General features: G+C 61.1%; 24 protein-coding genes. 8 read left to right on the plus strand and 16 right to left on the minus strand.

Features of this window, described 5'->3' with window-relative positions:
* The first annotated feature begins 198 nt into the window (after positions 1–198).
* The gene (locus tag BTE54_RS04005; protein WP_065654209.1) at positions 199–2391 is read left to right on the plus strand and encodes a transglycosylase domain-containing protein; all 2193 of its coding nucleotides are present in this window, start codon (positions 199–201) and stop codon (positions 2389–2391) included.
* 240 nt (positions 2392–2631) lie between these two features.
* On the opposite strand, the gene BTE54_RS04010 is transcribed toward BTE54_RS04005, so the two are convergent.
* Positions 2632–3531, minus strand: a complete 900-nt coding sequence (locus BTE54_RS04010; RefSeq protein ID WP_078051561.1) for a LysR family transcriptional regulator ArgP — start codon at positions 3529–3531, stop codon at positions 2632–2634.
* 292 nt (positions 3532–3823) lie between these two features.
* On the opposite strand from BTE54_RS04010, the gene BTE54_RS04015 reads away from it, so the two are divergent.
* Complete coding sequence (locus BTE54_RS04015; RefSeq protein ID WP_059753851.1) at positions 3824–4432, plus strand: LysE/ArgO family amino acid transporter; 609 nt, start codon at positions 3824–3826, stop codon at positions 4430–4432.
* Here the strand turns inward: BTE54_RS04015 and BTE54_RS04020 are convergent.
* Positions 4429–5817 carry a M20 family metallopeptidase gene (locus tag BTE54_RS04020; RefSeq protein WP_078051562.1) on the minus strand — a complete coding sequence of 463 codons (1389 nt, stop codon included), beginning with the start codon at positions 5815–5817 and terminating at the stop codon, positions 4429–4431. The two genes, BTE54_RS04015 and BTE54_RS04020, sit on opposite strands and share 4 nt — an antisense overlap.
* Before the next feature lie 111 nt (positions 5818–5928).
* Between BTE54_RS04020 and BTE54_RS04025 the strand changes: the two genes are divergently transcribed.
* Together BTE54_RS04025 and BTE54_RS04030 are read left to right on the plus strand one after the other, a co-directional pair.
* Positions 5929–6516: a DUF1214 domain-containing protein gene (locus BTE54_RS04025; RefSeq protein WP_078051563.1), complete on the plus strand. Its 588-nt coding sequence runs from the start codon at positions 5929–5931 to the stop codon at positions 6514–6516.
* Positions 6509–7057, plus strand: coding sequence for a membrane protein (locus BTE54_RS04030; protein ID WP_035261158.1), 549 nt, complete (start codon positions 6509–6511; stop codon positions 7055–7057). Before BTE54_RS04025 ends, BTE54_RS04030 begins: the two co-directional genes overlap by 8 nt.
* Positions 7058–7076: 19 nt before the next feature.
* On the opposite strand, the gene BTE54_RS04035 is transcribed toward BTE54_RS04030, so the two are convergent.
* On the minus strand, positions 7077–7265 hold the full coding sequence (locus tag BTE54_RS04035; RefSeq protein ID WP_198939066.1) for a hypothetical protein: 189 nt from the start codon (positions 7263–7265) through the stop codon (positions 7077–7079).
* Between the two features lie 561 nt (positions 7266–7826).
* Between BTE54_RS04035 and BTE54_RS04040 the strand changes: the two genes are divergently transcribed.
* Complete coding sequence (locus tag BTE54_RS04040; RefSeq protein ID WP_245316562.1) at positions 7827–8762, plus strand: DUF2336 domain-containing protein; 936 nt, start codon at positions 7827–7829, stop codon at positions 8760–8762.
* A gap of 56 nt (positions 8763–8818) precedes the next feature.
* On the opposite strand, the gene BTE54_RS04045 is transcribed toward BTE54_RS04040, so the two are convergent.
* From BTE54_RS04045 to BTE54_RS04060, 3 genes are all read right to left on the minus strand, one after another.
* Entirely contained in the window at positions 8819–9172 is a 354-nt protein-coding gene (locus tag BTE54_RS04045; protein WP_078051566.1) for a DUF1491 family protein, read from the minus strand.
* A gap of 254 nt (positions 9173–9426) precedes the next feature.
* A complete protein-coding gene (locus tag BTE54_RS04055; protein WP_198939067.1) occupies positions 9427–10326 on the minus strand; it encodes a peptidoglycan-binding protein in 900 nt (299 codons plus the stop codon).
* Positions 10298–11830, minus strand: coding sequence for a HAMP domain-containing sensor histidine kinase (locus BTE54_RS04060; protein ID WP_078051569.1), 1533 nt, complete (start codon positions 11828–11830; stop codon positions 10298–10300). The genes BTE54_RS04055 and BTE54_RS04060 overlap by 29 nt, the downstream gene beginning before the upstream one ends.
* 488 nt (positions 11831–12318) lie before the next feature.
* Here BTE54_RS04060 and BTE54_RS04065 point away from each other — a divergent pair, with 488 nt between their 5' ends.
* The gene (locus tag BTE54_RS04065; RefSeq protein ID WP_003522299.1) at positions 12319–12744 is read left to right on the plus strand and encodes a DUF5330 domain-containing protein; all 426 of its coding nucleotides are present in this window, start codon (positions 12319–12321) and stop codon (positions 12742–12744) included.
* A gap of 197 nt (positions 12745–12941) precedes the next feature.
* Positions 12942–13358, plus strand: a complete 417-nt coding sequence (locus tag BTE54_RS04070; RefSeq protein ID WP_003522298.1) for a SufE family protein — start codon at positions 12942–12944, stop codon at positions 13356–13358.
* A 3-nt stretch (positions 13359–13361) separates the two neighbouring features.
* Here the strand turns inward: BTE54_RS04070 and BTE54_RS04075 are convergent, their stop codons facing one another.
* The 10 genes from BTE54_RS04075 to BTE54_RS04120 form a co-directional block, all read right to left on the minus strand.
* Positions 13362–14189, minus strand: a complete 828-nt coding sequence (locus BTE54_RS04075) for a DUF6456 domain-containing protein (RefSeq protein WP_078051570.1) — start codon at positions 14187–14189, stop codon at positions 13362–13364.
* Entirely contained in the window at positions 14182–14604 is a 423-nt protein-coding gene (locus tag BTE54_RS04080; RefSeq protein WP_078051571.1) for a helix-turn-helix domain-containing protein, read from the minus strand. Before BTE54_RS04080 ends, BTE54_RS04075 begins: the two co-directional genes overlap by 8 nt.
* Before the next feature lie 391 nt (positions 14605–14995).
* Positions 14996–15424, minus strand: coding sequence for a MucR family transcriptional regulator Ros (gene ros, locus BTE54_RS04085; protein WP_003509257.1), 429 nt, complete (start codon positions 15422–15424; stop codon positions 14996–14998).
* A 433-nt stretch (positions 15425–15857) separates the two neighbouring features.
* Positions 15858–16190, minus strand: coding sequence for a monovalent cation/H(+) antiporter subunit G (gene mnhG / locus BTE54_RS04090; protein WP_003522295.1), 333 nt, complete (start codon positions 16188–16190; stop codon positions 15858–15860).
* Positions 16187–16573 carry a cation:proton antiporter gene (locus BTE54_RS04095; RefSeq protein WP_078051572.1) on the minus strand — a complete coding sequence of 129 codons (387 nt, stop codon included), beginning with the start codon at positions 16571–16573 and terminating at the stop codon, positions 16187–16189. Before BTE54_RS04095 ends, mnhG begins: the two co-directional genes overlap by 4 nt.
* The gene (locus tag BTE54_RS04100; protein WP_065654220.1) at positions 16570–17049 is read right to left on the minus strand and encodes a Na+/H+ antiporter subunit E; all 480 of its coding nucleotides are present in this window, start codon (positions 17047–17049) and stop codon (positions 16570–16572) included. The genes BTE54_RS04095 and BTE54_RS04100 overlap by 4 nt, the downstream gene beginning before the upstream one ends.
* A complete protein-coding gene (locus tag BTE54_RS04105; RefSeq protein WP_078051573.1) occupies positions 17046–18623 on the minus strand; it encodes a Na+/H+ antiporter subunit D in 1578 nt (525 codons plus the stop codon). Before BTE54_RS04105 ends, BTE54_RS04100 begins: the two co-directional genes overlap by 4 nt.
* 18 nt (positions 18624–18641) lie before the next feature.
* Complete coding sequence (locus BTE54_RS04110) at positions 18642–19019, minus strand: Na+/H+ antiporter subunit C (protein WP_003509263.1); 378 nt, start codon at positions 19017–19019, stop codon at positions 18642–18644.
* Complete coding sequence (locus BTE54_RS04115) at positions 19019–19438, minus strand: Na(+)/H(+) antiporter subunit B (RefSeq protein WP_078051574.1); 420 nt, start codon at positions 19436–19438, stop codon at positions 19019–19021. Before BTE54_RS04115 ends, BTE54_RS04110 begins: the two co-directional genes overlap by 1 nt.
* Entirely contained in the window at positions 19435–21819 is a 2385-nt protein-coding gene (locus tag BTE54_RS04120; RefSeq protein WP_078051575.1) for a putative monovalent cation/H+ antiporter subunit A, read from the minus strand. The genes BTE54_RS04115 and BTE54_RS04120 overlap by 4 nt, the downstream gene beginning before the upstream one ends.
* A 200-nt stretch (positions 21820–22019) precedes the next feature.
* On the opposite strand from BTE54_RS04120, the gene msrB reads away from it, so the two are divergent.
* Positions 22020–22427: a peptide-methionine (R)-S-oxide reductase MsrB gene (gene msrB, locus BTE54_RS04125; RefSeq protein WP_003522288.1), complete on the plus strand. Its 408-nt coding sequence runs from the start codon at positions 22020–22022 to the stop codon at positions 22425–22427.
* Positions 22428–22574: the final 147 nt, after the last annotated feature.

The following is a 22574-nucleotide window of genomic DNA, read 5'->3' on the forward strand; positions in this document are numbered from 1 at the left end:
GTATCGCCAAGGGCTGGTTTGTACGATATTTTAGCATATTGGCAGGCGGCAGAGGGGTCATTGGCCCGCGAAAGGCCGCCGCGTCAAGCACTTCCGACATAACCATGCCACGGTTTTACGTCGGGAATGGGTTGAAGCGTAGAATATCAGGCAGACATATCGATGGCAGCGTTGCGTTGAACAGGAAAACATCGCCAGGTGCAGGAAGAAAAAGACGATAAAAAAGGCCGTAAAAAACGGCACATCCTGCTCCGGATCGATAGCTTCATCGACTCCGGCCTGTGGACGGCTGCGGCAAGGCTGGTGGATTTCTGGGAAGACGTCACCATCGCCTCGCGCAAGCTGCATGTGCGCGGCTGGAAGAAGCTTCTCGTCAATCTCACCTGCGACGCGCTGACCTTCGGAACGGCGGGGTCCGTCGTGCTTCTGGCGCTCGCCATGCCGGCCTTCGAGGAAACCAAGAAGGACTGGCGTTATCGCGGCGATTTCGCCGTCACCTTCCTTGATCGTTACGGCAACACCATCGGCCATCGCGGCATCATTCATGAGGATTCCGTTCCGATCGACCAGATGCCGGATCATTTCATCAAGGCGGTGCTGGCGACCGAAGACCGGCGCTTCTTCGACCATTTCGGCATTGATTTCATCGGCCTTGCCCGCGCCATGAGCGAAAACGCCCGCGCCGGCGGCGTGGTACAGGGCGGCTCGACGCTGACGCAGCAGCTCGCCAAGAACCTGTTCCTCACCAATGAGCGCTCGCTGGAGCGCAAGATCAAGGAAGCCTTCCTCGCGCTGTGGCTCGAGACCAACATGTCGAAGAAGGAAATCCTCAGCCTTTATCTCGACCGCGCCTATATGGGCGGCGGCACCTTCGGGGCGGCGGCGGCGGCGCAATTTTATTTCGGCAAGAACCTGACCGATGTGACATTGGCCGAATCCGCCATTCTGGCCGGCCTGTTCAAGGCGCCGGCCAAATATGCGCCACATGTCAACCTGCCGGCCGCGCGTGCGCGCGCCAACACCGTGCTTTCCAACCTGGTGCAGAGCGGGTTGATGACCGAGGGTCAGGTCATCGGCGCGCGGCGCAACCCGGCCACCGTCATCGACCGCGCCGATGTGAAGGCGCCGGATTATTTCCTCGACTGGGCTTTCGACGAAGTGCAGCGGCTGGCCGCCGAGGGCAAGTTCAAGGACCACACCGTGGTCGTGCGCACCACCATCGATACCGGCCTGCAGCAGGCGGCCGAACAGGCGATGGAAATGGGCCTGCGCGAATTCGGCGAAGGTTACCGCGTCAAGCAGGGCGCGATGGTGATGATCGAGAACGGCGGCGGCGTGCGCGCCATGGTCGGCGGGCGCGACTATGGCGAAAGCCAGTTCAACCGCGCCACGGCGGCGCTGCGCCAGCCCGGTTCCTCCTTCAAGGTCTATACCTACTCGGCCGCCATGGAAAAGGGCATGAAGCCGGAGACGCTGATCTCCGACGCGCCGGTGACCTGGCGCGGCTGGTCGCCGCAGAATTACGGCCGCTCCTATGCCGGCAAGGTGACGCTGCAGATGGCGCTCGCCAAATCCTACAACACCGTGCCCGTGCGTCTTGCCAAGGACGTGCTCGGCACGCAGGTCATCGTCGATACCGCCAAGGCCATGGGTGTCGCCACACCGCTGCGCAGCGACAAGACCATTCCGCTCGGCACATCGGAAGTGACGGTTCTCGACCAGGCCACCGCCTATGCCGTTTTCCCGGCCGACGGCATGCAGTCGCGCCGCCACGGCATCGAGCAGGTGCTGGATTATGAGGGCAATGTTCTCTACGATTTCAGCCACAACGAAGCGCCCGCCAAACGGGTGCTTTCCGAAGACGCCAATTCGAAGATGAACCAGATGCTGGTGACCATCCCGGTCATGGGCACGGCCCGGCGCGGCGCGCTGGATAACGGCATCGTTTCCGGCGGCAAGACCGGCACCTCGCAGGCCTATCGCGATGCCTGGTATGTGGGTTTCACCGGCAATTACACCACGGCCGTCTGGTTCGGGAACGACGATTTCACGCCCATGAACAACATGACAGGCGGCGCGCTTCCGGCCATGGCCTTCAAGCGGCTGATGGACTACGCCCATCAGGGCATGGAACTGCGACCGATCCCCGGCATCCAGAACCCGCTGCCGACAGGCGCACGCCCGCAGCCTTCTGCGGAAGTGGCGGCCGCTGCCACCAGCACCCCCGCCTTGCCGGCGCTCACCCGCCCGCGCTCGCTTTCGGCCGAGGCAACGCGTGTGATCCGCTCCATCGCCAAGAAGATGAAAGACGCTTCGGCATTGAGTGTGACGACGCAGAAGGTGGCGGATGCGTCGTTGCGGGAAGGCGCGGAGGATGCGGCGCGGCGGTGAGGTGTGGCGCATGCCTGATGATTCTGTCGGAGTGCGCGGCTTACCCCCCTCTGCCCTGCCGGGCATCTCCCCCTCAAGGGGGGAGATCGATCTGCGGCGAAGTTTCGCCCATCTCAAGGTTAGAGAATGAAGTGGCGGTAGGGCCACCAGCCGATCTCCCCCCTTGAGGGGGAGATGCCCGGCAGGGCAGAGGGGGGTGAGCCAAGCACTCCGCCGCCGCCGTGTCTCCAAATCCGCAACTTATCGCAACAACACCGCCCTCGCCGTCTCCACCACATGCGACGTCAACACCCCAAGCCGCTCCGCCGCGAGCCGGTTGACCTGCCAGTAAAGCGGAATATCGAGCGGTGTGCCGGGAACGACCTCCACCAGCCTGCACGTCTTGAGGTGATCCCCCACAAGCTGTACCGGATTGAGCCCCCAGCCCATGCCGGAAAGGCTCGCCTTCACGAAACCGTCGGTCGAAGGCAGCCAGTGGGTGGGATAGGCGATATCCTCGCCCATCACCTTCCTGACCCAGCTCGCCTGCAGCCTGTCCTTCTGGTTGAAGGTGAGCCCCGGCGCGCGGGCAAGGGCGGCGGGCGTGACGCCTCCGGCGAAATGGCGGGCCATGAAATCCGGGCTGGCGGTGGCATGATAGCGCAGCACGCCGAGGGGCAGGACCCGACAGCCCTGCACCGACTTGGCATGGGCGGTGACGGCGGCAAGCACCCTGCCGCCGCGCAACCATTCCACCGTGTGGTCCTGATCGTCCACCGCGATATTGACGAGATAATCGCTGCCGCCGGTGAATTTCGAAACCGCATCCAGAAACCATGTGCCGAGACTGTCGGCATTGGTGGCGATGTTGAGCGTCACGCGCTCCTGCGCTGCGCCCGCTTCCGCCAGCGCCGGAAGCTGGCGGAACAATTCGCTTTCCAGCATGCCGACATGATCCATGTGACGGCACAGCCATTCGCCCTTTTCCGTCGCCACGCACGGGTTGCCGCGCACGATCAGCACCACGCCCAGCCGCTCCTCCAGTTGCTTGATGCGCTGGGAGACGGCCGACGGCGTGACGCACAGCACCTGCGCCGCCTTTTCGAAACTGCCGGTCTGAGCCACGAGCGCCACGGCCCGCATGGAGGGATAGTCAAGCATTATGATACCCGCTGTGAAGGCTGGTTTTGACACGGCACATGCAAGGACTCGGACCATCGGCGGCGGTCCTCCCTGCCCTCATTCCTCTGCTTGTCACAGGAATGAGGGTGGAGAGATGGCAACGTTGTGGAAAACCGAGAGGTTGAAGAGAGAAGTGCGCCATTAGCTCAGCTTATCTGGATTGAGTTTATTTAACTGGATTAAACTATCAGGCGGAAATATCCAAGCACTCGGTCCGGAAGCAACGCCTTCGGCCATTCCACAATGGACAGAGGCAGGGGCCGCAACGCGCATGGACATCCAAATCTTCTTCACCGGCCTGACGATGGGCCTCAGCCTCATCGTCGCCATCGGCGCGCAGAATGCCTTCGTTCTGAAGCAGGGGTTGGCGCGCTCGCATGTGTTTGCCGTCTGCGCCACCTGCGCCATTGCCGATGCGCTGTTGATTACCGTTGGGGTTTTCGGTTTTCAGCGGATCAGCGCCATCATGCCGGCGCTCGATCCCATCATGCGTTATGCGGGAGCCGCCTTCCTCATCTGGTATGGCGCCAAAAGCCTGCATTCGGCGCTGCGCTCCTCCGAGGCGCTTTCGGTGGCGGAGCGGCAGGAGGCGAGCCTGTGGCAGACGCTGGCCATCTGCCTTGCGCTGACCTTTCTCAATCCGCATGTCTATCTCGATACCGTCGTGCTGCTCGGCACCATTTCCACGCAGTTTCCCGGCTTCGAAAAAACCTTCGCGGCGGGCGCGGCCACCGGCTCGCTGGTGTTCTTTTTTTCACTGGGTTACGGCGCGCGCTGGCTGCGGCCGATCTTCGAAAAACCCTCCGCCTGGCGCATTCTCGAAGGCGTCATCGCCGTCACCATGTGGGCCATCGCCTTCAAGCTCGTTATGGGCGCCTAAAGCGGCGGCGTATCCCCCTCTCCGATATCCCAATAGAGCCCGGCCATAAGGGTAAGCGCCTCGCGGGCGATCTCCTTCGGCAAATGTTCGTTCGGCGCATGCTGCGAGCAGCCGGGATAGGAATGCGGCACCCAGATGGTGCGCAGTTTGAGAATATCGGCAAAGATATCATTGGGCAGCGAACCGCCGAGATTGGGCAGAAGCGCCGGTTTTCTGCCCGTTGTGCGCGCAATGGAGCGCAGCGTGAAATCCACCCATGCATCCTGCGGATCGAGGCGGGTGGCGCGGAAAATCTCGTCGCCGGCAGGCGCGATTTCCACCATGGCGAAACCCTGCCGGTCGAGGTGACGCCGCACGGCGGGCAGAACCGCTTGCGGATCGATACCAACGACGAAGCGCAGTTGCAGCCGCGCCCATGCGCGTGGCGGAATGGCGTTGACCGGCGCACGCGGATTGCCGGTCTCGAAAGCCAGCACTTCCAGCGCACACCAGCCGAAAACCCGCTCGGCGGTGGAAAGGCCGGGCTCGCCCCAGTCCGGATCGATCTTCGGGCCGTCCGGCCCGCCATCGATTTCACAATCGGCAAGGGCCTCACGCACCGCTTTCGGCAATTCCTCCGGCACCAGTTCCGGCACGCGGATCTGGCCGGTCGGGCCGACGAGGCTTGCGACGGCATGGGCCAGCTGCACGCCGGGATTGGAGAGCGCCCCGCCCCAATTGCCGGAATGATGGCCGCCCTCACGCGCCTCGATCACCAGATCGAAGGTGATGCCGCCGCGCGCGCCGAGAAAAACCGTGGGCCGCTCCGCATTCAGGCGCGGGCCGTCGGAAGCGATCAGAAGATCGGCTTTCAGCCGCTCGCCATGGTTCCGGCAAATCTCCCTCAGGCCGGGGGATCCCCTCTCCTCGCCCATCTCGATCAGATATTTGGCGTTGAAACCAAGCCTGCCGCGTGTCTCGAGTACGGCTTTCAGCGCCGCCATATTGACCGAATGCTGCCCCTTGTTATCGGCGGTGCCGCGCCCATACCACCTGCCATTGCGTTCAGACATCATAAAGGGCGAAAGGCCCTCGGCCCAGCCCTCGTCCTGCCCGCGCACCACATCCCCGTGGCCGTATCCCAGCACAGTCGGCAGCGTGCCGCCTTCGAAACGCTCGGCGATCAGAAACGGCAAATCCGCCGTCGGATCACGCAGGATGGTGCAGGAAAAACCCATGGCGGCGAAAGCGGGCAACATTTCCTGTTCCAGATAAAGCATCAGCTCCTCGCCCTGCTCCTCATTCTGGCTTTCGGTCCGTCGCAAAACGCGTCGCGACAAATCCCGCTCGAAGCTGCCATCGTCGAAACAGGCGGCGGCACGGTCGATTGCGGATTGTCGCGACATGATGGAATATCCCCGGTTGTGATCATTTTCACGGAGACTAAACAAGCCGCGCCATTTTCCAAACAGGGAATCAGTGATAGTCCTCGACCTGTTCATAAACGGGAAAACAGCGTGTTCCGAGTTCCATTCCTTGTCGGCATCGCCCTTCTGATCGCCTTTGGCGGCGGCATTGCCGCGACGCTGGCAGCCCTTGAGGCGACATCCGGCTTTGGATCGATCCGCATCGGCTCCTGGGATGCGTTTCCCGAAGCGCAGACGATCGAGGCCGATCCTTACGCCAAATCGCACCGCGCCGACGCCGGCAAGCTGCTTTACGGAACCGCGGAAGGGCTGGCTTTTACCGCCTCCGTCGACAGCGATGGGCAACGCCTGAGCGGCGAATGCCGCTACCGGCTGGCCGACGCCGTGCCGCCTGCACGGTTCTGGACGATCTACACCGCCGACCAGCAGGGCAATGTGCTGGCGGAGGATGCGGGGCGGCCCTTCGCGCTGAATTCCCGCACGCTTTTGCGCAGCGCCGATGGCGGCATCGACATCACCATCGCCGCTGACGCCCAGACCTATAATTGGCTGTCGGTGCCGCAGGGCCAGACCTTCAGGCTGGTCATGACCCTGCTCGACACGCCCGTCGCGGGCAGTTCCGGCCTGATCGATATCTCCATGCCGCAAATACGCAAGCTGGGGTGTGGCAATGCTTAGGGTCCTGCTCGCCATCCTCACCGGTCTCGTCGGCGCAGCCGTGCTGCATGTCATCATTCTTCTGGCAATACCGCATTTCAGCAATCGCGACGCCTATACGCGCGCGGTGGCGGAAGGAAAGCCGCATCAGTTTCATCTGCTCGAAGAGACGACGGAGAAAAAGACGCTTGGCAGCGGCGATCCTTTCATGCGGGTCGCGGTCTGCACCTTCGATATCGAGGACAAGCCGGTCAGGCTCACCGCCATCGGGGCCGTGCCCTTCTGGTCGGTCGCGGTTTACGACAAGGCCTCGAATGAGGTGTTCAGCATGAATGACCGCACATCCGCCGGCGGGGTGATGGATATTCTGGTGGCGGATGCGGTGCAGATCGCCGCCATCCGCAAGGCGCAGCCACCTGCGCTTTCGCAAGCCATTCTGGCGGAATCGGATCAGACGGAAGGATATGTGGTGTTGCGGACCATGGTGCCGCAGCCGAGTTTCGGCGAAGAGGCGGAACGGTTCCTGAACGAGGCGAAATGCCAGCCGACGGCGTGGAAATAACGTCGGTTATTCTTTGCAGTCAGGATTTGAGGGCGGTTTCCGCTGCGGATTTGCCCTTGCGCGCGACTTTGCCGGTCGGCTCGGTATCGCGTTTTTCATAACGCACGCCGGTAAACAGCACGACTTTCGCCGGGCCGATCATCGTTGCCACCGCGCCGGCGGGGCGCAGGCTTCGTCGGGCGTCGCCGATTGGAATAATCTCTGCCATGCTCATCTCCTCTTCGGGACATGATTGTCAATGTTGCCCGTGGGAACCGCGCAAGCCTCGTCTTGCGTCGGGAATTTCATCACCATCACATTGCGCATAGGCCAGTCCACAGACTGGTTTTCGCACGATCCAAAAATCCAAAGCGATTCTTATAAGGGGATCGTGCGCAGATTCAGGCTTCGCATGCCATTTTTGCATTTATTCCGTCGATAAGAATAACATGGAATCCTAATACTGCCCATGAAATTACAAACAGACAGAGGTTAATGATCCGTTAACCTTAATTGCCGGACCGCAACTTATTCCGGCCGGAGCCGCACCCCTTGAAAACAAAGGCGACGCGGTAAAGTTCCACGACATTTCATCCGTCATCAAGGTTTTAAAATTTCCTTGTTGATAGAGGCGGATTCTCTCTTGCCACCCCCCATAGTTAACAGGACGTCAACGCATTTGCTCTAATTTGAGCCGATATTGTGTTTGCGTTTGTTGGGTAGTGCGTTGACCGACCGGTTTCGAGAACTTGAGAGGCCAAGAGCCGTGAGGAAGAAAGATGTGGTGCTGATGGCCACCGTGACGAATTTCGAGAATGTCTCCCATCCGTCAAAAACGGACCTTCGGCAGTTCGCCGAACTTTTCATGCCGCTTTTCAACGCCTCCACCGACGAAGCCAAGCGGGAGGCCATCGCCGCGCTCTCCCAGCATCCGAGCGTGCCTTCGGCTGTCGCTTTCTTCATCGCCTGCCAGCCGATTTCGCTTGCAGCGCCCTTCCTCATTTCCTCCAAATGCCTTGATGACGACACGCTGATCACCATTGCCCGCACGCAAGGAGCGGCGCATGCGCGCGCCATCGTGCGCCGTGAAGACCTCTCCCCCACCGTCATCGATGCGCTTGTCGGGCTGCGTCACGCCGAAGATCTGAAGCGGCCGGACGGAGAAACGGCGGCTGCCGAACCGCAGGCGACGGAAAGCCCTGAAGAGCCGAAAGCGGAAGAAAAGACTGACAACATCGCCGCCGCTTCCGCACTCGAAGAAGAAATGCGCCAGCGGATCAAGCAGATAGCGCATCACCTCAACCGCCCGGAAAGCGACGTTCTCGGCCTTCGCCGGTTGAGCGAGGTGCAGGAAGCGCTGCTGGTGCGTTTCGCCCGCGAGCGCAATGCCCGGCAATTCGCCGTGGCGCTGGCGGATTCTCTCTCCTCCAGCTACTGGCTGTCGGAGCGCATCATGCTCGATATATCAGGCGCACAGCTGGCAACGACGCTGACCGGCCTTGGCATGGAATTTTCCGAGGCGGCTTTCGTGCTGCAATGCTTTTATCCGCATCTTTCCGCCGCCGAAGGCGATATGAGCCGTGCCGAAGCCCTGCTCGACCGTCTCGACATCGTGGAATGCGAAGAGCGGCTGGAAAGCTGGCGGCGGGCCGACAGCTATACGCATGGCCGCGAACGGCCGGGCCGCAGCGCACCGGCTGCGCAGAGAACCGGGACGCAAGGCTAAGCGCGGCTGGCCTTGCGTCTTCACGGGTTGAAGAAGCGGGCCATTGCCGGACGATTCTAGGCCCTGGGCTGATCCACCAGCGTCAGCAGGGTCCCGATCTCATCGGTTTCGATCTCCACCACCCACAGGTCGCTGTCGAAGCGTCGTTCCCTCTCAAGAAGAGCGGCGCTTTCCTCGCCATCCGCACCGGCAAGGCGCGTTTCGAAACGGCGCTCGGCGCGGATTTCCTCGTCATCGGCAAAGCTCTGCGGCGCGGGTCCGTAGAGATTTTCGCGGCCATCGCGCAGGCGCTGACGAATGAAAATCGCCCCCGCCTCCTCCGCCCCCTTTTTTTCGACAGCCGCGAATCCGCCGGCGGCGAAAACGCGGCGGATGAGGGCTGAGACGAACATTTCGGATTTGAGGCGCATGGGGTGCTTTCGATGGAAACGGTGGGGGCTGTTGTTGATTTTGAGCGGGCGAAGGTGCGCGGGGCTTACCCCCTCTGCCCTGCCGGGCATCTCCCCCTCAAGGGGGGAGATCGATCTGTGGCAAGGTCTCGCCCATCTCAACGTTTGAGAATGGAGCCGCGAAAGAGCCTCTTGCCGATCTCCCCCCTTGAGGGGGAGATGCCCGGCAGGGCAGAGGGGGGTAAAGCCCCACGCACCTCAGCCGCTGTCAAAATCTAAAGCGCCCCGATCGACTTCAGCTTCTTCAGCACGGCCTCGCTCGGCTCACCGGTTTCCGGCAGGCGATAGTGTTTCTCAAAGGCGCGGATGGCGTTGCGGGTCTGCTGGCCGGCCACGCCGTCCACCTTCACGTCGGCATAGGCGATATTGATCAACCCCTGCTGGATCTTGGCGATCAGATCGCGGCTTGCCGGTTTGGCCGCGCTGTTGAGGGAGGCCGGTTCGGCCTTCGGGCGCGGCGCTTCCGCCTTGCGGATGGCGGCTGCGACCGGGTCGATCTCGACGCCGCCGCTGGTATCGGCAGGCCGGTCCCTGGGGATCGCCGCAACCGTCGCACCATCGATCCTGAGCGCCGCCAGCACGCGGGTCGTCGGTTCGCCGGTCTGTTCCATGCCGAGCGTTTCTTCAAAGAACATGATGGCGGCTGCGGTGCGTGGGCCCATGCGGCCATCCGCCTCGCCTTCGTAAAGCCCGCGTTTCTTCAGTTCGGCCTGAATATCGGCAACGATCTGCTGCGGCTTCTGGTTTTCGGCAACGGGCTGCGCCGGCGTTTCGGCCGCCGGCTGCTGCGCATTTTGCGTCTCCGCCGGTCGCTCTATGCGGAAGGTGGTGACATTGCCCTGCGTGCCGAGCGGTTCGGCCGGGCGATAACCGGCGATGCCGTTCGGGTTTTCCGCATCGCGCGTGCGCAGGAAAGGTGACGGGTGCACGCCCGGCTGATACCAGAGCGCATTGGCGGCGATAAAACCGAAGACGACCGCGAAGGCGCCGCAGCTGCCGACCAGTTTCGGATGGCGCAGGATTTCGCGCCCGATGGCCGAAACCACCAAGGAAACAATCCCGGCGCCAATCTGGGCCGTTGTTTTCTTAGGCGATTTTCGCTTTCGCGGGGCCATCGTCACCATCCTTTTTCATCATTGCGGCCATATCGCCGAGCTGCCGGATGCGCGGTGGAAATTCCACCATGCTTTCGGCTTCGGCGCTTTGGCCCTCACCCGCCATGCCGGAACCGTCGGCAGGCAGGGTGATCGTTACGACCGTTCCCTCGCCGGGCTTGCTGGCGATGGCGAAAGCGCCGCCATGCAGTGCCACAAGCCCCTTGACCAGGGACAATCCCAGACCCGTGCCCTCATAGCGACGGGTATATTCATTCTGAACCTGCATGAAAGGCTGGCCCAGGAGTTCGATCTTGTCGGAAGCGATGCCGATGCCGGTATCGCTCACCGTCAGCTTCAGCATCGCGCCCTCACGCGCGGCGTCGATCGACACCACACCACCGGCATCGGTGAATTTTATGGCGTTGCCGGCAAGATTGATCAGAACCTGCCGGATGGCGCGCTGATCGGCCGAGATTTCGCCGATACCGCGCTGGATGCGGCTGGTCAAAGTCAGGCCTTTTTCCTTCGCCTGCAGGCCCAGCATGGCCTCGCAGGACGAGATGGTTTCGGCAATCGGGAAGCTTTCCATCATCAGTTCGTAACGGCCGGCCTCCAGCTTGCTCATATCGAGCATGGTGTTGACGACAGAGAGAAGATGCGCGCCGGACTGGCGGATCAGGCCGACATATTCCCGCTGGCGGTCGTTCTCCAGCCGGCCGAAATATTCGCCCGCCAGAATATCGGAAAAACCCAGGACGGCATTGAGCGGCGTGCGCAATTCGTGGCTGACGGCAGCGAGAAAGCGGGATTTCGCATCATTTGCCGATTCCGCCTCGGCCGCCTTGCGGGCGACATCGCGGCGCAGAAGCTCCATCTCCGTGACATCGCAAAGCTGGGCGACGATGCGGCGTAGCCGGCCGCTGGCGCTGCGGATTGCCGTCATCTCGATACGCGCATGCATGAACTGCGCCTGCCGCGACTTTGCACCGGTCTCGAAGCGGAGTTTGGCGGTTGCCCTGTCCTCGCCCTGCCGCAGCAGGTCGAAGGCCTGCATCAGCTCGATACGGTCCGAGACATAGACATATTCAACGAGGGAATGGTCCTTGCTGGCCTGCAGAGCGGCCGGGAAGGTCGTAAGATCGCGGCCGGAGACGTGTTCGACGAAGCCGGTATCACCAATCATGAGCACGAGGCCCGGCACCTGCGTAGCGGCGATCAGGTCGTTATCGCCAAACGCGGCGGAAAAGGAGGACGCACCGCGCGTGGGACGCGAAAAGGCAATCAGCAATGCTGCGGCGGCCAGAAACAGCGCCAGCACCAGGGCAGCGCCGATGGGCAGCGCGATGGCGGGGCTGAAAACGAGGCTGAAGAGGGCTGGTACCACCAGAAGTCCGACGGCGCTGAAGGCGATAAGCCGGCGCAGGCGCGCAACGGTTCCGGCGCGCCTTTCGGCGTCCTCTTCCATGCGCGCAAGCCATCTGCCTGCGGCACGGTCGACCCATGCGACCGCTTTTTCTCTCATATTACGCAATACCAACACCGAATCCCTGAGGCGGTTCTAACGGCTCCGACAATAGAAGGCGGCGGCTTAAGGAATGGATAAAAAGAATGGCCTCAAAGGCCCGTCAAATGCCCCGCAGTCCCATTACGGGGCATTTCTTCGAAGCTTTGCCAATCATGGTTAATGACGGGTAAGCGACGGATTTCGCTTCATTTTTGCCATCGCGTTAACTTTTGTGGCAAAGCTTTCCACCGCTTTGCCCCGGAACGCGCGGCCTCTGTCGCAATTATGCTTAACATGGACTGTTAAAATGCGAATGAATTGATGCCAGGCGTCCCGATGCGAGGAGAATAGATACAATTTGAATTAAATTGCGTCGCTTTTTGCAATCGGCTGTTCGCCGGTCGCGTGTAGCTTCTTCACAAGCCCGAAAAACGGGACAAAGGCCGATGACCCGAAACCGGGCGGGGCTTTAGAAAACAAAGATCGTCTGGCAGGGTAGTCTGACAATGTGGTTTCTGATCAAGGGAACATTCTGGTTTTCGCTGGTGCTGGTGGCGCTGTCCTATTTCGGCAGCAGCAATGATCCGGCCAAGGAACCTTCGGCCTTCGATATTCCCAGCGCCGTTTCGGCCGCCGGTGAAGCCTATCGTTATGTCAGCGCCATCTGCATCGAAAAGCCCGATGTCTGCGTCAAGGGCGCCGAAACCTTCCATGCGCTCGGCGAGCGGGCAAAGGAAGGCGCAAAGGTGGCCTATGAACTGCTGGACAAGCAGCTTGCTTCCGGTGACAAGCCCGCCCCCGCCGCTGAACTCGCGGCCGAGACCGAAAAACTGGCCGAAGCCCCGGTCGTCAGCGTCGAATTTCCGAAGGATGCCGACATGCTGAAGACCGGCACCGTCATTCCCCTGCCGCAGAAGCGCCCGGCCCCCTGACACTGTTGCCCTGATCCTTGCCGGCCTCCGCGCCGCACCTCTTTTGCAGTCGAAAATATCCGGCTGCCGATTGCCTGCCTGACTTGCCCACGGAAACCTGTTTTCCGTGGGCTTTTTCATGGCCCGTGGTTCAAAACCGGCCGCACTTCGCCTATATCCTAACAAAGACCTGCAATAATGGATGATACGGCGCGCAAATGGCCTCTCTCGAAACGATCCTTGACGACTTCGCCTTCCTCGACGACTGGGAGGATCGTTATCGTTATGTCATCGAACTCGGCAAGGCGCTTCCCGATCTGCCGGAAGACAAGCGCACGGCCGAGAACAAGGTGCATGGCTGCGCAAGCCAGGTCTGGCTCGTCAGCCACAGCAACGGTGCGGAAGACCCTCTCCTGACCTTCGAAGGCGATTCGGATGCGCATATCGTGCGTGGCCTCGTCGCCATCGTGCTCGCCGTCTATTCCGGCAAGAGAGCCTCAGAAATCGCCGGTCTCGACGCCATCGAGGTATTCGACAGGATCGGGCTGGTGGAGCATCTGTCTTCGCAGCGCGCCAACGGCCTGCGCTCCATGATCAAGCGCATCCGCGAGGAAGCCCGGCTGCTGGCCGCCTGACCTTCACCTCGTCATCGGCGGGCGATAATCCGCATCGCCCCAATGGTGTTCCTTCCTGCCGGCGCGGGCCGCAGGCGGCGCATAATGGCGGGCAAGCGCCAGCAGTGCGGCGCGCAGCAGCAGTTTTGCCGACCGCGCCGGCCATTGCCTTTCGCGCTCCACCGTCTCCAGCCCCTTTTCGAAGCAGCAGATATCGATGGCGACGCCCGCCAGTTCAGGCCCCATCGCATCGGCCGCGCGGGAAAACCGCGTTCTTGCGGCCATTGCCGCCTCGGTAAGATCGAGCGCGCCTCCCGCCTCGCCTTTTGTGCGGTTCGCTATTCTCGGCTCCCATGTCGCCGTTACCTTCGGGTTGAGATGGCCACGATGAAAATCGGCGGCGAGGCGCTCGCCCGCCTCCAGAGCATCCGCCGGGAAAAACGCCGCACCGTCCCGTTCCTTCAGCCTTGCAAGGCTGGTCAGGGGAGAGGTGTTGAGATTGCGCCGCGCCTGCTGCTTCGCATCGCCGACATCCACAATAACCGTCTGCACATGCCGGTGCTGTTCCTGAAAAACCTCGTCCCGGTCTTTTGCCATTGCACGTTTCAGGCAGGAGGCGAGCGGGGGTGCGGCGGAAAGGGTGTTGTCCCGCTGCTCGACCAGCCCGGAGGAAATGGCAAACCGCACCGTCGCGGCCGGAAACCGCAGCGCCGTCTGGCCCGCTCGCGCCCGGCGCAGGACGATATCGCCGCCCTCCTGAGACATCTCGGCCGCGCCCGCAGCGATGCAACGCAGCAGCCGCAGGAGATGAGGGTTAGGGGAGGCAACGGGCGTGCTTTTTTCCTCACTCATCCCGGGCGCCTTTCATCGCGTTGAAGATACTGCCGGTGAGCCGCTCCAGCGCGGCGACGAACTCATCGAATGCCGGTTCGTCACGCCGGTCCTCCACCACCTGGCAGGCATGGCCAACCGTCGTCCTGTCCCGGCCGAAACACGGCCCGATATCCGACATGGGAATGCCGAGCTGCACATGGCAAACATACATGGCGATCTGGCGGATGTGGCATTCCGTGCGCCGGCTGTCGCGGCGGACCAGCGTTCGGTCGCCCGTCAATTGCACCATCTCGCCGGTGAGCTGCCGTACCAGACGGCAAAGACGGGAAATCTCATCCCGCCCGGCCGCAGACGGCCAATGACGAAAGGGACGATCACCGACCCGCGCACAAGGCCGCGCGGCGGCAGGCAGAAACATTGTATCCGACGGCATATGCAACTCCTCTACGAATAGGAATTAATTCATACACCCTAGAGCAAGCATGGGGAAGCGCAAATTTGGCATGGGGGATTATGCGATTGATACGGCTTTATTTTTGCAGAATTGATATGCGCAATAAAGGATTTTTTTCCTCAATCGAAATTTTGAGCGACATAAAAAGTCGGTCGAGAACCGGTTCCCGGGTCTGGTGCGATGCAGTTCTCGATCGCGAAAGACCCCTCTCACGGCGCAGGCGCGCCAAAGCTGGATGCGGGATATGGGCCGGCAGGACGGAGGTGAGGTCTTCGAACCCCAGAAACGAAATCGGCCGGTCAAAAGACCGGCCGTATTGCTTTGCGACTTCCGGCTATCTGTCAGGACAGCAGCCGGACCGTCTTTAAAATCAACGGCTGGCCTTGCGGCGCTGACCGAGACCCATTTCCTTGGCGAGCCGCGAGCGGGCTTCGGCATAGGCGGGCGCAACCATCGGATAGTCGACCGGCAGGTCCCATTTTTCGCGATATTCTTCCGGCGTCATGCTGTGATGCGTCGTGAGATGCCGCTTGAGCGACTTGAAAGAGCCGCCACATTCCAAACAGACGATGTGGTCATCCTGAACCGACTTGCGGACGGAGACGGCAGGCTTCTGCTTTTCGACATTGACCGCCACCGATGCCGGTGCCGATGTTCCGCTGAGTGCCGTGTGAACATCCGAAATAAGGCCGGGAAGCTCAGTTACCGGAACGACGTGGTTGCTAACATAGGCAGCCACAATATCCGCAGTCAGTTCGACCAGCAGATCCTGGGCGTTACCGTATGCAGTTTCCGTCATTTAAGTATCTCCTGTTTATTAATCCCCTGACGCGGGCGAACGCCGCATCGAGCGATGTGAAGTTACCCGGTGCCCCACCTTCGCCTTGTTGAAACCAACATGAAACCTACCCCTAGATTTCGAGCGAAAACCGGAAACGAATTGGTCCGAGATTCAACTTATGGCCCGCGACATGGGCAGCAATGGTCCGATGGGCCATAGATTAGACATTAATAAAATGCCTATGCCGACTATGAAGAGGCTAGATGCAAATCGCGATTAGCAACTTTACACTTAATTTGGATAACAGCAAAACAGCAAAAGTCAAATTCCTATTGTGAATTTTTCAGTTCAAAACAGTCTAATCGGAATACAAAAAATTACGGGTAATAAAATACTATGCCAAGTAGCAATTGAAAATGAATACCCCCAATTATTGGGGGGATTTTCAACTTCAAATTTTCTTGATGTCATCAACTACCGATTTAACGGCAAGCGGATAACCTGCCTTGTGAGCGGCCATGGCAAGAAGATGTGCCGAGACCGGCGCGGTAAGGACGAAGAAGAAAAAACCGGCGAGCGCACGCGCCAGCGTCGATATTTCCATGGAATGGATGCCGACAGCCAGAAGCAGCAGGCCGGACCCCACCGTTCCCGCCTTGGAAGCCGCATGCATGCGGGTATAGACATCCGGCAGCCGATTGAGCCCGATTGCCGCGATCAGCGAGAAAATGGCGCCTGAGACCAACAGCGCCGCAACGAGAATAGCCACGATCCAAGCCATCATCGCCTACCCTTTCCTTTTCTGTTGGCGACACCTTTTTCCATATTTTTTTCAATGGCTTCGGATGCCCTTTCGCCATCGAGAACCTCCGCCGGCCTGCGCCGGCCGTCCGGGCCGCGCGACAGCACGAAGCGAGCGAAGGCAACCGTTGCCAGAAAACCGACAAGCCCGAGCGCAATCGCAATATCGACGTAAAGATTGAAGCCGGTGCGGATGGCGATGACCGCGATGAAGCCGATGGCGATGCCCACCAGCATGTCGAGCGCAACGATACGGTCCGGCAAGGTGGGGCCGACGACGACGCGATATACTGTCAGCAAAAAGGCGGCCGACAGAACAACCGATGCAAGTATAGTTGCAAATGAAACTATTTGTTCCGGCGTCATATCTGAAACGCCTCCATGATCTTTCTTTCAAAGCCGTTGCGGATGTCGTTTTTCGTGGCCTCGATATCGCTGCAGTCGATCGCGTGCACGTAAAGCGTTTTCCTGTCCCCCGAAACATCGACCGAAAGCGTACCCGGTGTGAGCGTGATGAGATTGGCGAGCAGCGTGATCTCGAAATCCGTCGTCACCGTCAGCGGATAGGCAAAAATGCCGGGCTGCACGTCGAGCTTCGGCCGGGTCACCAGCACGGCGACCTTCCATGCCGAGAGCGCCAGCTCCTTGAAGAACAGCAGCACCAGCGAGAGCACGCGGACAAGCCTGAGCCAGTGATTACGCCCGCCCGGAAGCTGGTGGCGGATGATGCCGAGCGCCAGCGTCGAAACGACAAGGGCGAAAATGATGTTCGCGAGCGTGACGCTGCCCGTCACGGCGAGCCATACGGCAACGAAAAGCAATTGTACGAGATAGAGGCTCATGGTTTGCCCCCTTCGGTAAAGACCGACTGGATATAGGCCTGCGGATTAGCGAGGCCTGCGGCCGCCTGCTGGCTGAGATTGAGCAGGCTTTCCGGAAACAGGCCGAAGAATACCACCAGCAACGTCAGCCCCACCAGCGGCGCGAAAGACGGCGCTGCCGAGGGCGACGCCTGCGGCACGGAAGGCTGACCGGTGGATGCCGCAACAGGACGCCAGAAACACAAAAGGAATATCCGCCCGAAAGCGATGGTGGCGATGAAGCCGGAGGCGAGAATGGCGCCGGCGAGCCACCAGGCGCCGATATCGATCGCTGACTTGACCAGCACCGCCTTCGGCCAGAAGCCGGAAAAGGGCGGCAGGCCGGAACCGGCGAAAAACAGCGCCAGCGCCAGCGCCGAAAACCACGGAGCCTGCTGGTAAAGGCCTCTAAGCGAGGTGAGGCTGAAACCGCCGCCCAGGCGGGCCGCATGGCCGGCGGCAAGATAAAGCGCCGTTATCAGCACCATCGAATGCAGCGCGTAAAAAATGGCGCCGGTGACACCGGAAGGCGTGCCGATGGCGATGCCGGCCATCATGTAGCCGATACCCGATATGACGATATAGCCGAGCATGCGGCGGATATCGTTCTGGGCGAGCGCGCCCATGGCCCCGAGCACCATGGTCAACGCCGCCGAGATGGCGATGACGATGCTGAGTTCTTCCCGCTCGACCGGAAACAGCATGACCATGACGCGCAGCAGCGAATAGATGCCGACCTTGGTGAGCAAGCCGCCGAACAGGGCGGAAACGACAATGCGCGGCGTGTGATAGGAAGCGGGCAGCCAGAAATTTACCGGGAAGGCGGCGGCCTTCATGGCGAAGGCGAGCGCGAACAGGCTCGCAAGCGTCATCAGCGGCGCGGTCTCCCGCAGCCCGGTCGCCTTCTGCGCGATATCGGCCATGTTGAGCGTGCCGAAGATGGCGTAGAGATAACCGACCGTTATCAGGAACAGCGTCGTGCCGATGAGGTTCAGAACGGCGTATTTCAGCGCGCCGTCGATCTGCTCGCGCGTCGAGCCGAGCACGATCAGGCCGAAGGACGAGATCAGCAGCACCTCGAACCAGACATAGAGGTTGAAGATGTCGCCGGTCAGGAAAGCGCCGGTGACACCGGCCATCAAGAGCATCAGGAAGGGATAAAAACCGTAGCGCCTGCCGCTGGCGTCGATATCCGCGCCGGCATGGATGGCGCCCGCCAGTGCGACGATGGCCGCGGCAAGCGACAGCAGCGCGCCCGTCAGGTCGGCGGTAAAGGCAATGCCGAAGGGCGGCAGCCAGCGGCCCATGACCATGGTGAAGGGGCCATCAGTGGCGACCTTCCACAAAAGCGCGGCATCGAGCAGCACCAGCAGGAACAGCGCCGCGATGGCGACGGTCGCGTGGTGGCGGATGGCGTGGCGCATCATCATCAGCACCGCGCCTGCGCCAATACAGAGCGCGATGGGAAGAATGATCAGCCAGTCGGACAGCGGCACGGGCGTCGTGACGAGCGCTGCGGAAAGGTCGGTGACTGCGGATGTGGTGGAGGATGCCATGTGTCTCAGCCTCGCCGCTCAATAACCGAGCGGCGGCAAGGGCTCGCCTGCGGGTTCTGCGGTGCGCATTTCGTCCGTATCGTCGGTCTGTAGTTCCTGAAACGCACGCCAGGTCAGAACCAGAAGGAAACAGAAGAAGGAAAAGGAAATGACGATTGCCGTGAGGATGAGCGCCTGCGGCAGCGGATTGGCCGCACCCGCGGGCAGCGTATCCATGCCGGGCGGAATGATCGGCGGCACTTCGCGCGTCAGCCTTCCTGCCGTGAACAGCAAGAGGTTCACCGCATTGCCGAGAATGGCGATGCCGAGCAGCATGCGGATGCTGTGGCGCGACAGCATGAGATAAATCGCCACCGAAAAGAAGATGCCGACGAGAATGGAGAAGACCGCTTCCATCAGTCGCTTTCCCTTTCTTCCAGCGCCAGCGCAATGGAGGTGATGGCGCCGACCACGACGAGATAGACACCGATATCGAAGGACATGACGGTGGAGAGCGGTATTTCGACACCGAACAGGTTCGGATAAACCCACAGCCCGGTCATGAAGGGCACGCCGGCGGCGATGGAAACGAGGCCGGAAAACATGGACAGCAGCAGCCCCGCCCCCGCAATCGACAGCGGATGAAACATGATGGCGCGCCTGACTGCGGTGACGCCATAAGCGATGCCATAGATCGCCAGCGCCGAGACCGCGATCAGGCCGCCGATGAAGCCGCCGCCGGGCTCATTATGGCCGCGCAGCAAGACGAAGATGGAAAACAGCACCATGAGGCTGGTGACGACAGGGGCGACGGTGCGCAGAATGAGCGTGTTCATGCCCGCGCTCCTTTCTTCTTCGCGGTCTTGGCCGATCCCTTGACAGCGACTCCCTTGATGGCAGCAGCCGGGCGGATGCGGATCAGCGCGAGAATGGCGAGACCCGTTATCATCACCACCGCGATTTCACCGAGCGTATCCGTGCCACGGAAGTCGACGATGATGACGTTGACCACATTGGCGCCGTGGGCGATGACCTTGGAATAGGTGTTGTAGAAATCCGTCAGGCGGTTGTCGAAGCTCGCCTCGGTCGCGCGCATCAGGAACAAAGCGAAGCCGGTTCCGCAGGCGATGGCGATGGTGCTGTCCAGCAGCTTCTGGCCAAGGCCGCGATGGTCTGACGGCGACAGGCGAAGCCGCGTCATCACCAGCGTCAGAATGACCACCGACAGCGTCTCGACCATGAATTGGGTGAAGGACAGATCGGGCGCGCCGAAGAGCAGGAAGATGACCGCCACCGCAAAGCCCTGAATGCCGAGCGCGATGATGGCGGTGAGTCGGCTCGACGCCGTCAACACTGCGATGAGCCCCGCCACGGCAATCGCGATGAAAGTCAGCTCATGGACCGGCATATCGCGCGGCCATGACGGCATGGACGGCAATTCGCCATAAAGGAACAGCGGCACAAGCAGCACGGCGGCGACGACGGCGAAGGTGGCGGTGACGTAAAATTCCAGCCTGCCCGGCTGAATGAGCCGGGTGATGTGGAACGAGACTTTCACCAGCATTTCGATGAAGACGTCAAAGCCCCTGTCCGGCCCTGCCCCCAGCGCCTTGAAGGTGCGGTCGATCAGTCCACGGACGGCGGAAAGCTGCGTATAAAGGACGATGCCGAGCGCGATGGTGAGCAGCGACAGGCCAAGCGGCACGCCGATATGGGGAATGAGCGAGATTTCCACCGGGCGCACCTCACCGGCAATGGCGCTCGCCATGGGTGTCGAGACGTAGAAATGCGCGATGCCGGAGAACAGAGCGATGGTCAGCCCCTTCAGCGCCAGAAGCGCCGGGCCGAGCCAGAGCAGTAGCGGACCTTCATGCGCGTGTTTCGGAGTCTTCACCGGCTTGCCGAGGAAGGGTTTCAGCGCCACCGCAAAGGCGACGGCGAACATCAGCCCGTTGCCGAGGATGGCGATGCCGGTGAACAGCACGGCGCGCGGATTGCCATGCGCCAGCGCGTAATAAATCTCTTCCTTGGCGAGAAAACCGAAGAAAGGCGGCAGGCCGGCCATGGAAATCGCAGCCGCCAGCGCCGCCGCAAAAGTGATCGGCATGGCTTTTCGCAGGCCGCCGAGCTTCGTCACGTCGCGGGTGCCGGTCTCGTGGTCAATGATGCCGGCGACCATGAAGAGCGCGCCCTTGAACAGCGAATGGGCCACCAGATAAAGCACCGCCGCCTCGATGGCATGGTCGGAGCCGAAACCCGTCAGCATGACCAGCAGGCCGAGCGACGACACCGTCGTATAGGCGAGCATCAGCTTGAGATCGGTCTGGCGCACGGCCAGCAGCGCGCCGGTGAGCATGGTCAGCCCGCCGAAGAAGGGCAGCAGGATCTGCCAGGCGGCGGTATCGCCGAGAACCGGGTTGAGGCGCATCAGCAGATAGACGCCGGCCTTCACCATGGTTGCCGAATGCAGATAGGCGGAGACCGGCGTTGGCGCTTCCATGGCGTTGGGCAGCCAGAAATGGAAGGGAAACTGCGCCGACTTGGTGAAGGCGCCGCCGAGAACAAGAAGCAGTGCGGCCAGATAAAACGGGCTGTCGCGCAAGACAGCGCCGCCGCGCACCAGCATCGACAGCTGCGTCAAGCCGCTGATATCCCAGATGAAAATCAGCCCGGCGAGCAGCAGCAGACCGCCGCCGCCCGTCACCACCAGCGCCTGCAGCGCGGCGCGGCGCGAGGCGGCGCGCTCATGGTCGAAGCCGATCAGCAGGAAGGAGGTGATGGATGTGAGTTCCCAGAAAACGAACAGCATCAGCAGGCTGTCGGAAACCACGACGCCCAGCATCGCCCCCATGAAAAGCAGCAGGAAGGACAGGAACCGGCCCTGCTGCGGATGGCCTTTCATATAACCGCCCGCATAAAGCACGATCAGCAGGCCGATGCCGGTGATCAGCAACGCAAAGGTCAGCGACAGGCCATCGATGAACCAGGAGAAGCTGAGATTGAAGCTCGGCACCCAGGCATAACCGCCTGTCACCACCCCGCCTGCCGCGATTTCGGGCAGCATCAGCGCAAAATGCGCAAAAGCGAGAGCAGGCGCAATCGCCAGGACCCACGCCGCATTGTGACCGAACCTTTTAACCAGGACGGGTGCGGCAAGCGCTGCCAGGAACGGCAGAAACAGCGACAGGAATGTCAACGGCGTGACATCTGATGTCATTCACATCTCCCGGGATGTCCCCCACCCCTGCGCGCCAATAATGGCGTTCTTTAAAATCGATTTTTCCAGTTAAGGCATAGACAAAGCCATCTCAACCCAAATCGACACTCCCGGCCCATAACGAACGCGTTATGAGGCGTCGCCCCTTTCAATCCGCCTCCGCGATGACTATTTGAGGCGGGAACAGAAAGGATCATTCCATGAGCGATCTGACATCCCCAAAAATCAAAAAAAGCGATGCCGAATGGCGTGAACAGCTGACGCCGGAGCAATATCGCATCCTGCGCGAACACGGCACCGAGCGCGCCTTCACCGGGCCCTATTGGGATACATTCCAGAAAGGCCTCTATCGCTGTGCGGCCTGCGACGAGCCGCTGTTCCTCTCCGATACGAAATTCGATGCCGGCTGCGGATGGCCGAGCTATTTCGAACCGGTAAAGCCGGGCGCCGTGACGGAACATCGCGACGCCAGCTACGGCATGGTGCGCACGGAAATCCGCTGCGCCAATTGCGGCGGCCATCTCGGCCACGTCTTCCCCGACGGCCCGAAGCCCACCGGCCTGCGTTATTGCATCAACGGCCATTCGATGGTGTTCGAGCCGGTTTGATTGGGCAATGGTAACGCCTATGCGGCATGCGACGTCGGCTTGCGGACGTCCACCCCAAGCACTCAGCGTCATCCTCGGGCTTGTCCCACTGCTGTCCGGTTTAAATTTGGTGGACATGGCGCACGGTGTTGATTCTACTCGTATTCG

The organism is Agrobacterium sp. YIC 4121 (assembly GCF_002008205.1).
In the GTDB taxonomy this organism is placed as follows: domain Bacteria; phylum Pseudomonadota; class Alphaproteobacteria; order Rhizobiales; family Rhizobiaceae; genus Agrobacterium; species Agrobacterium leguminum.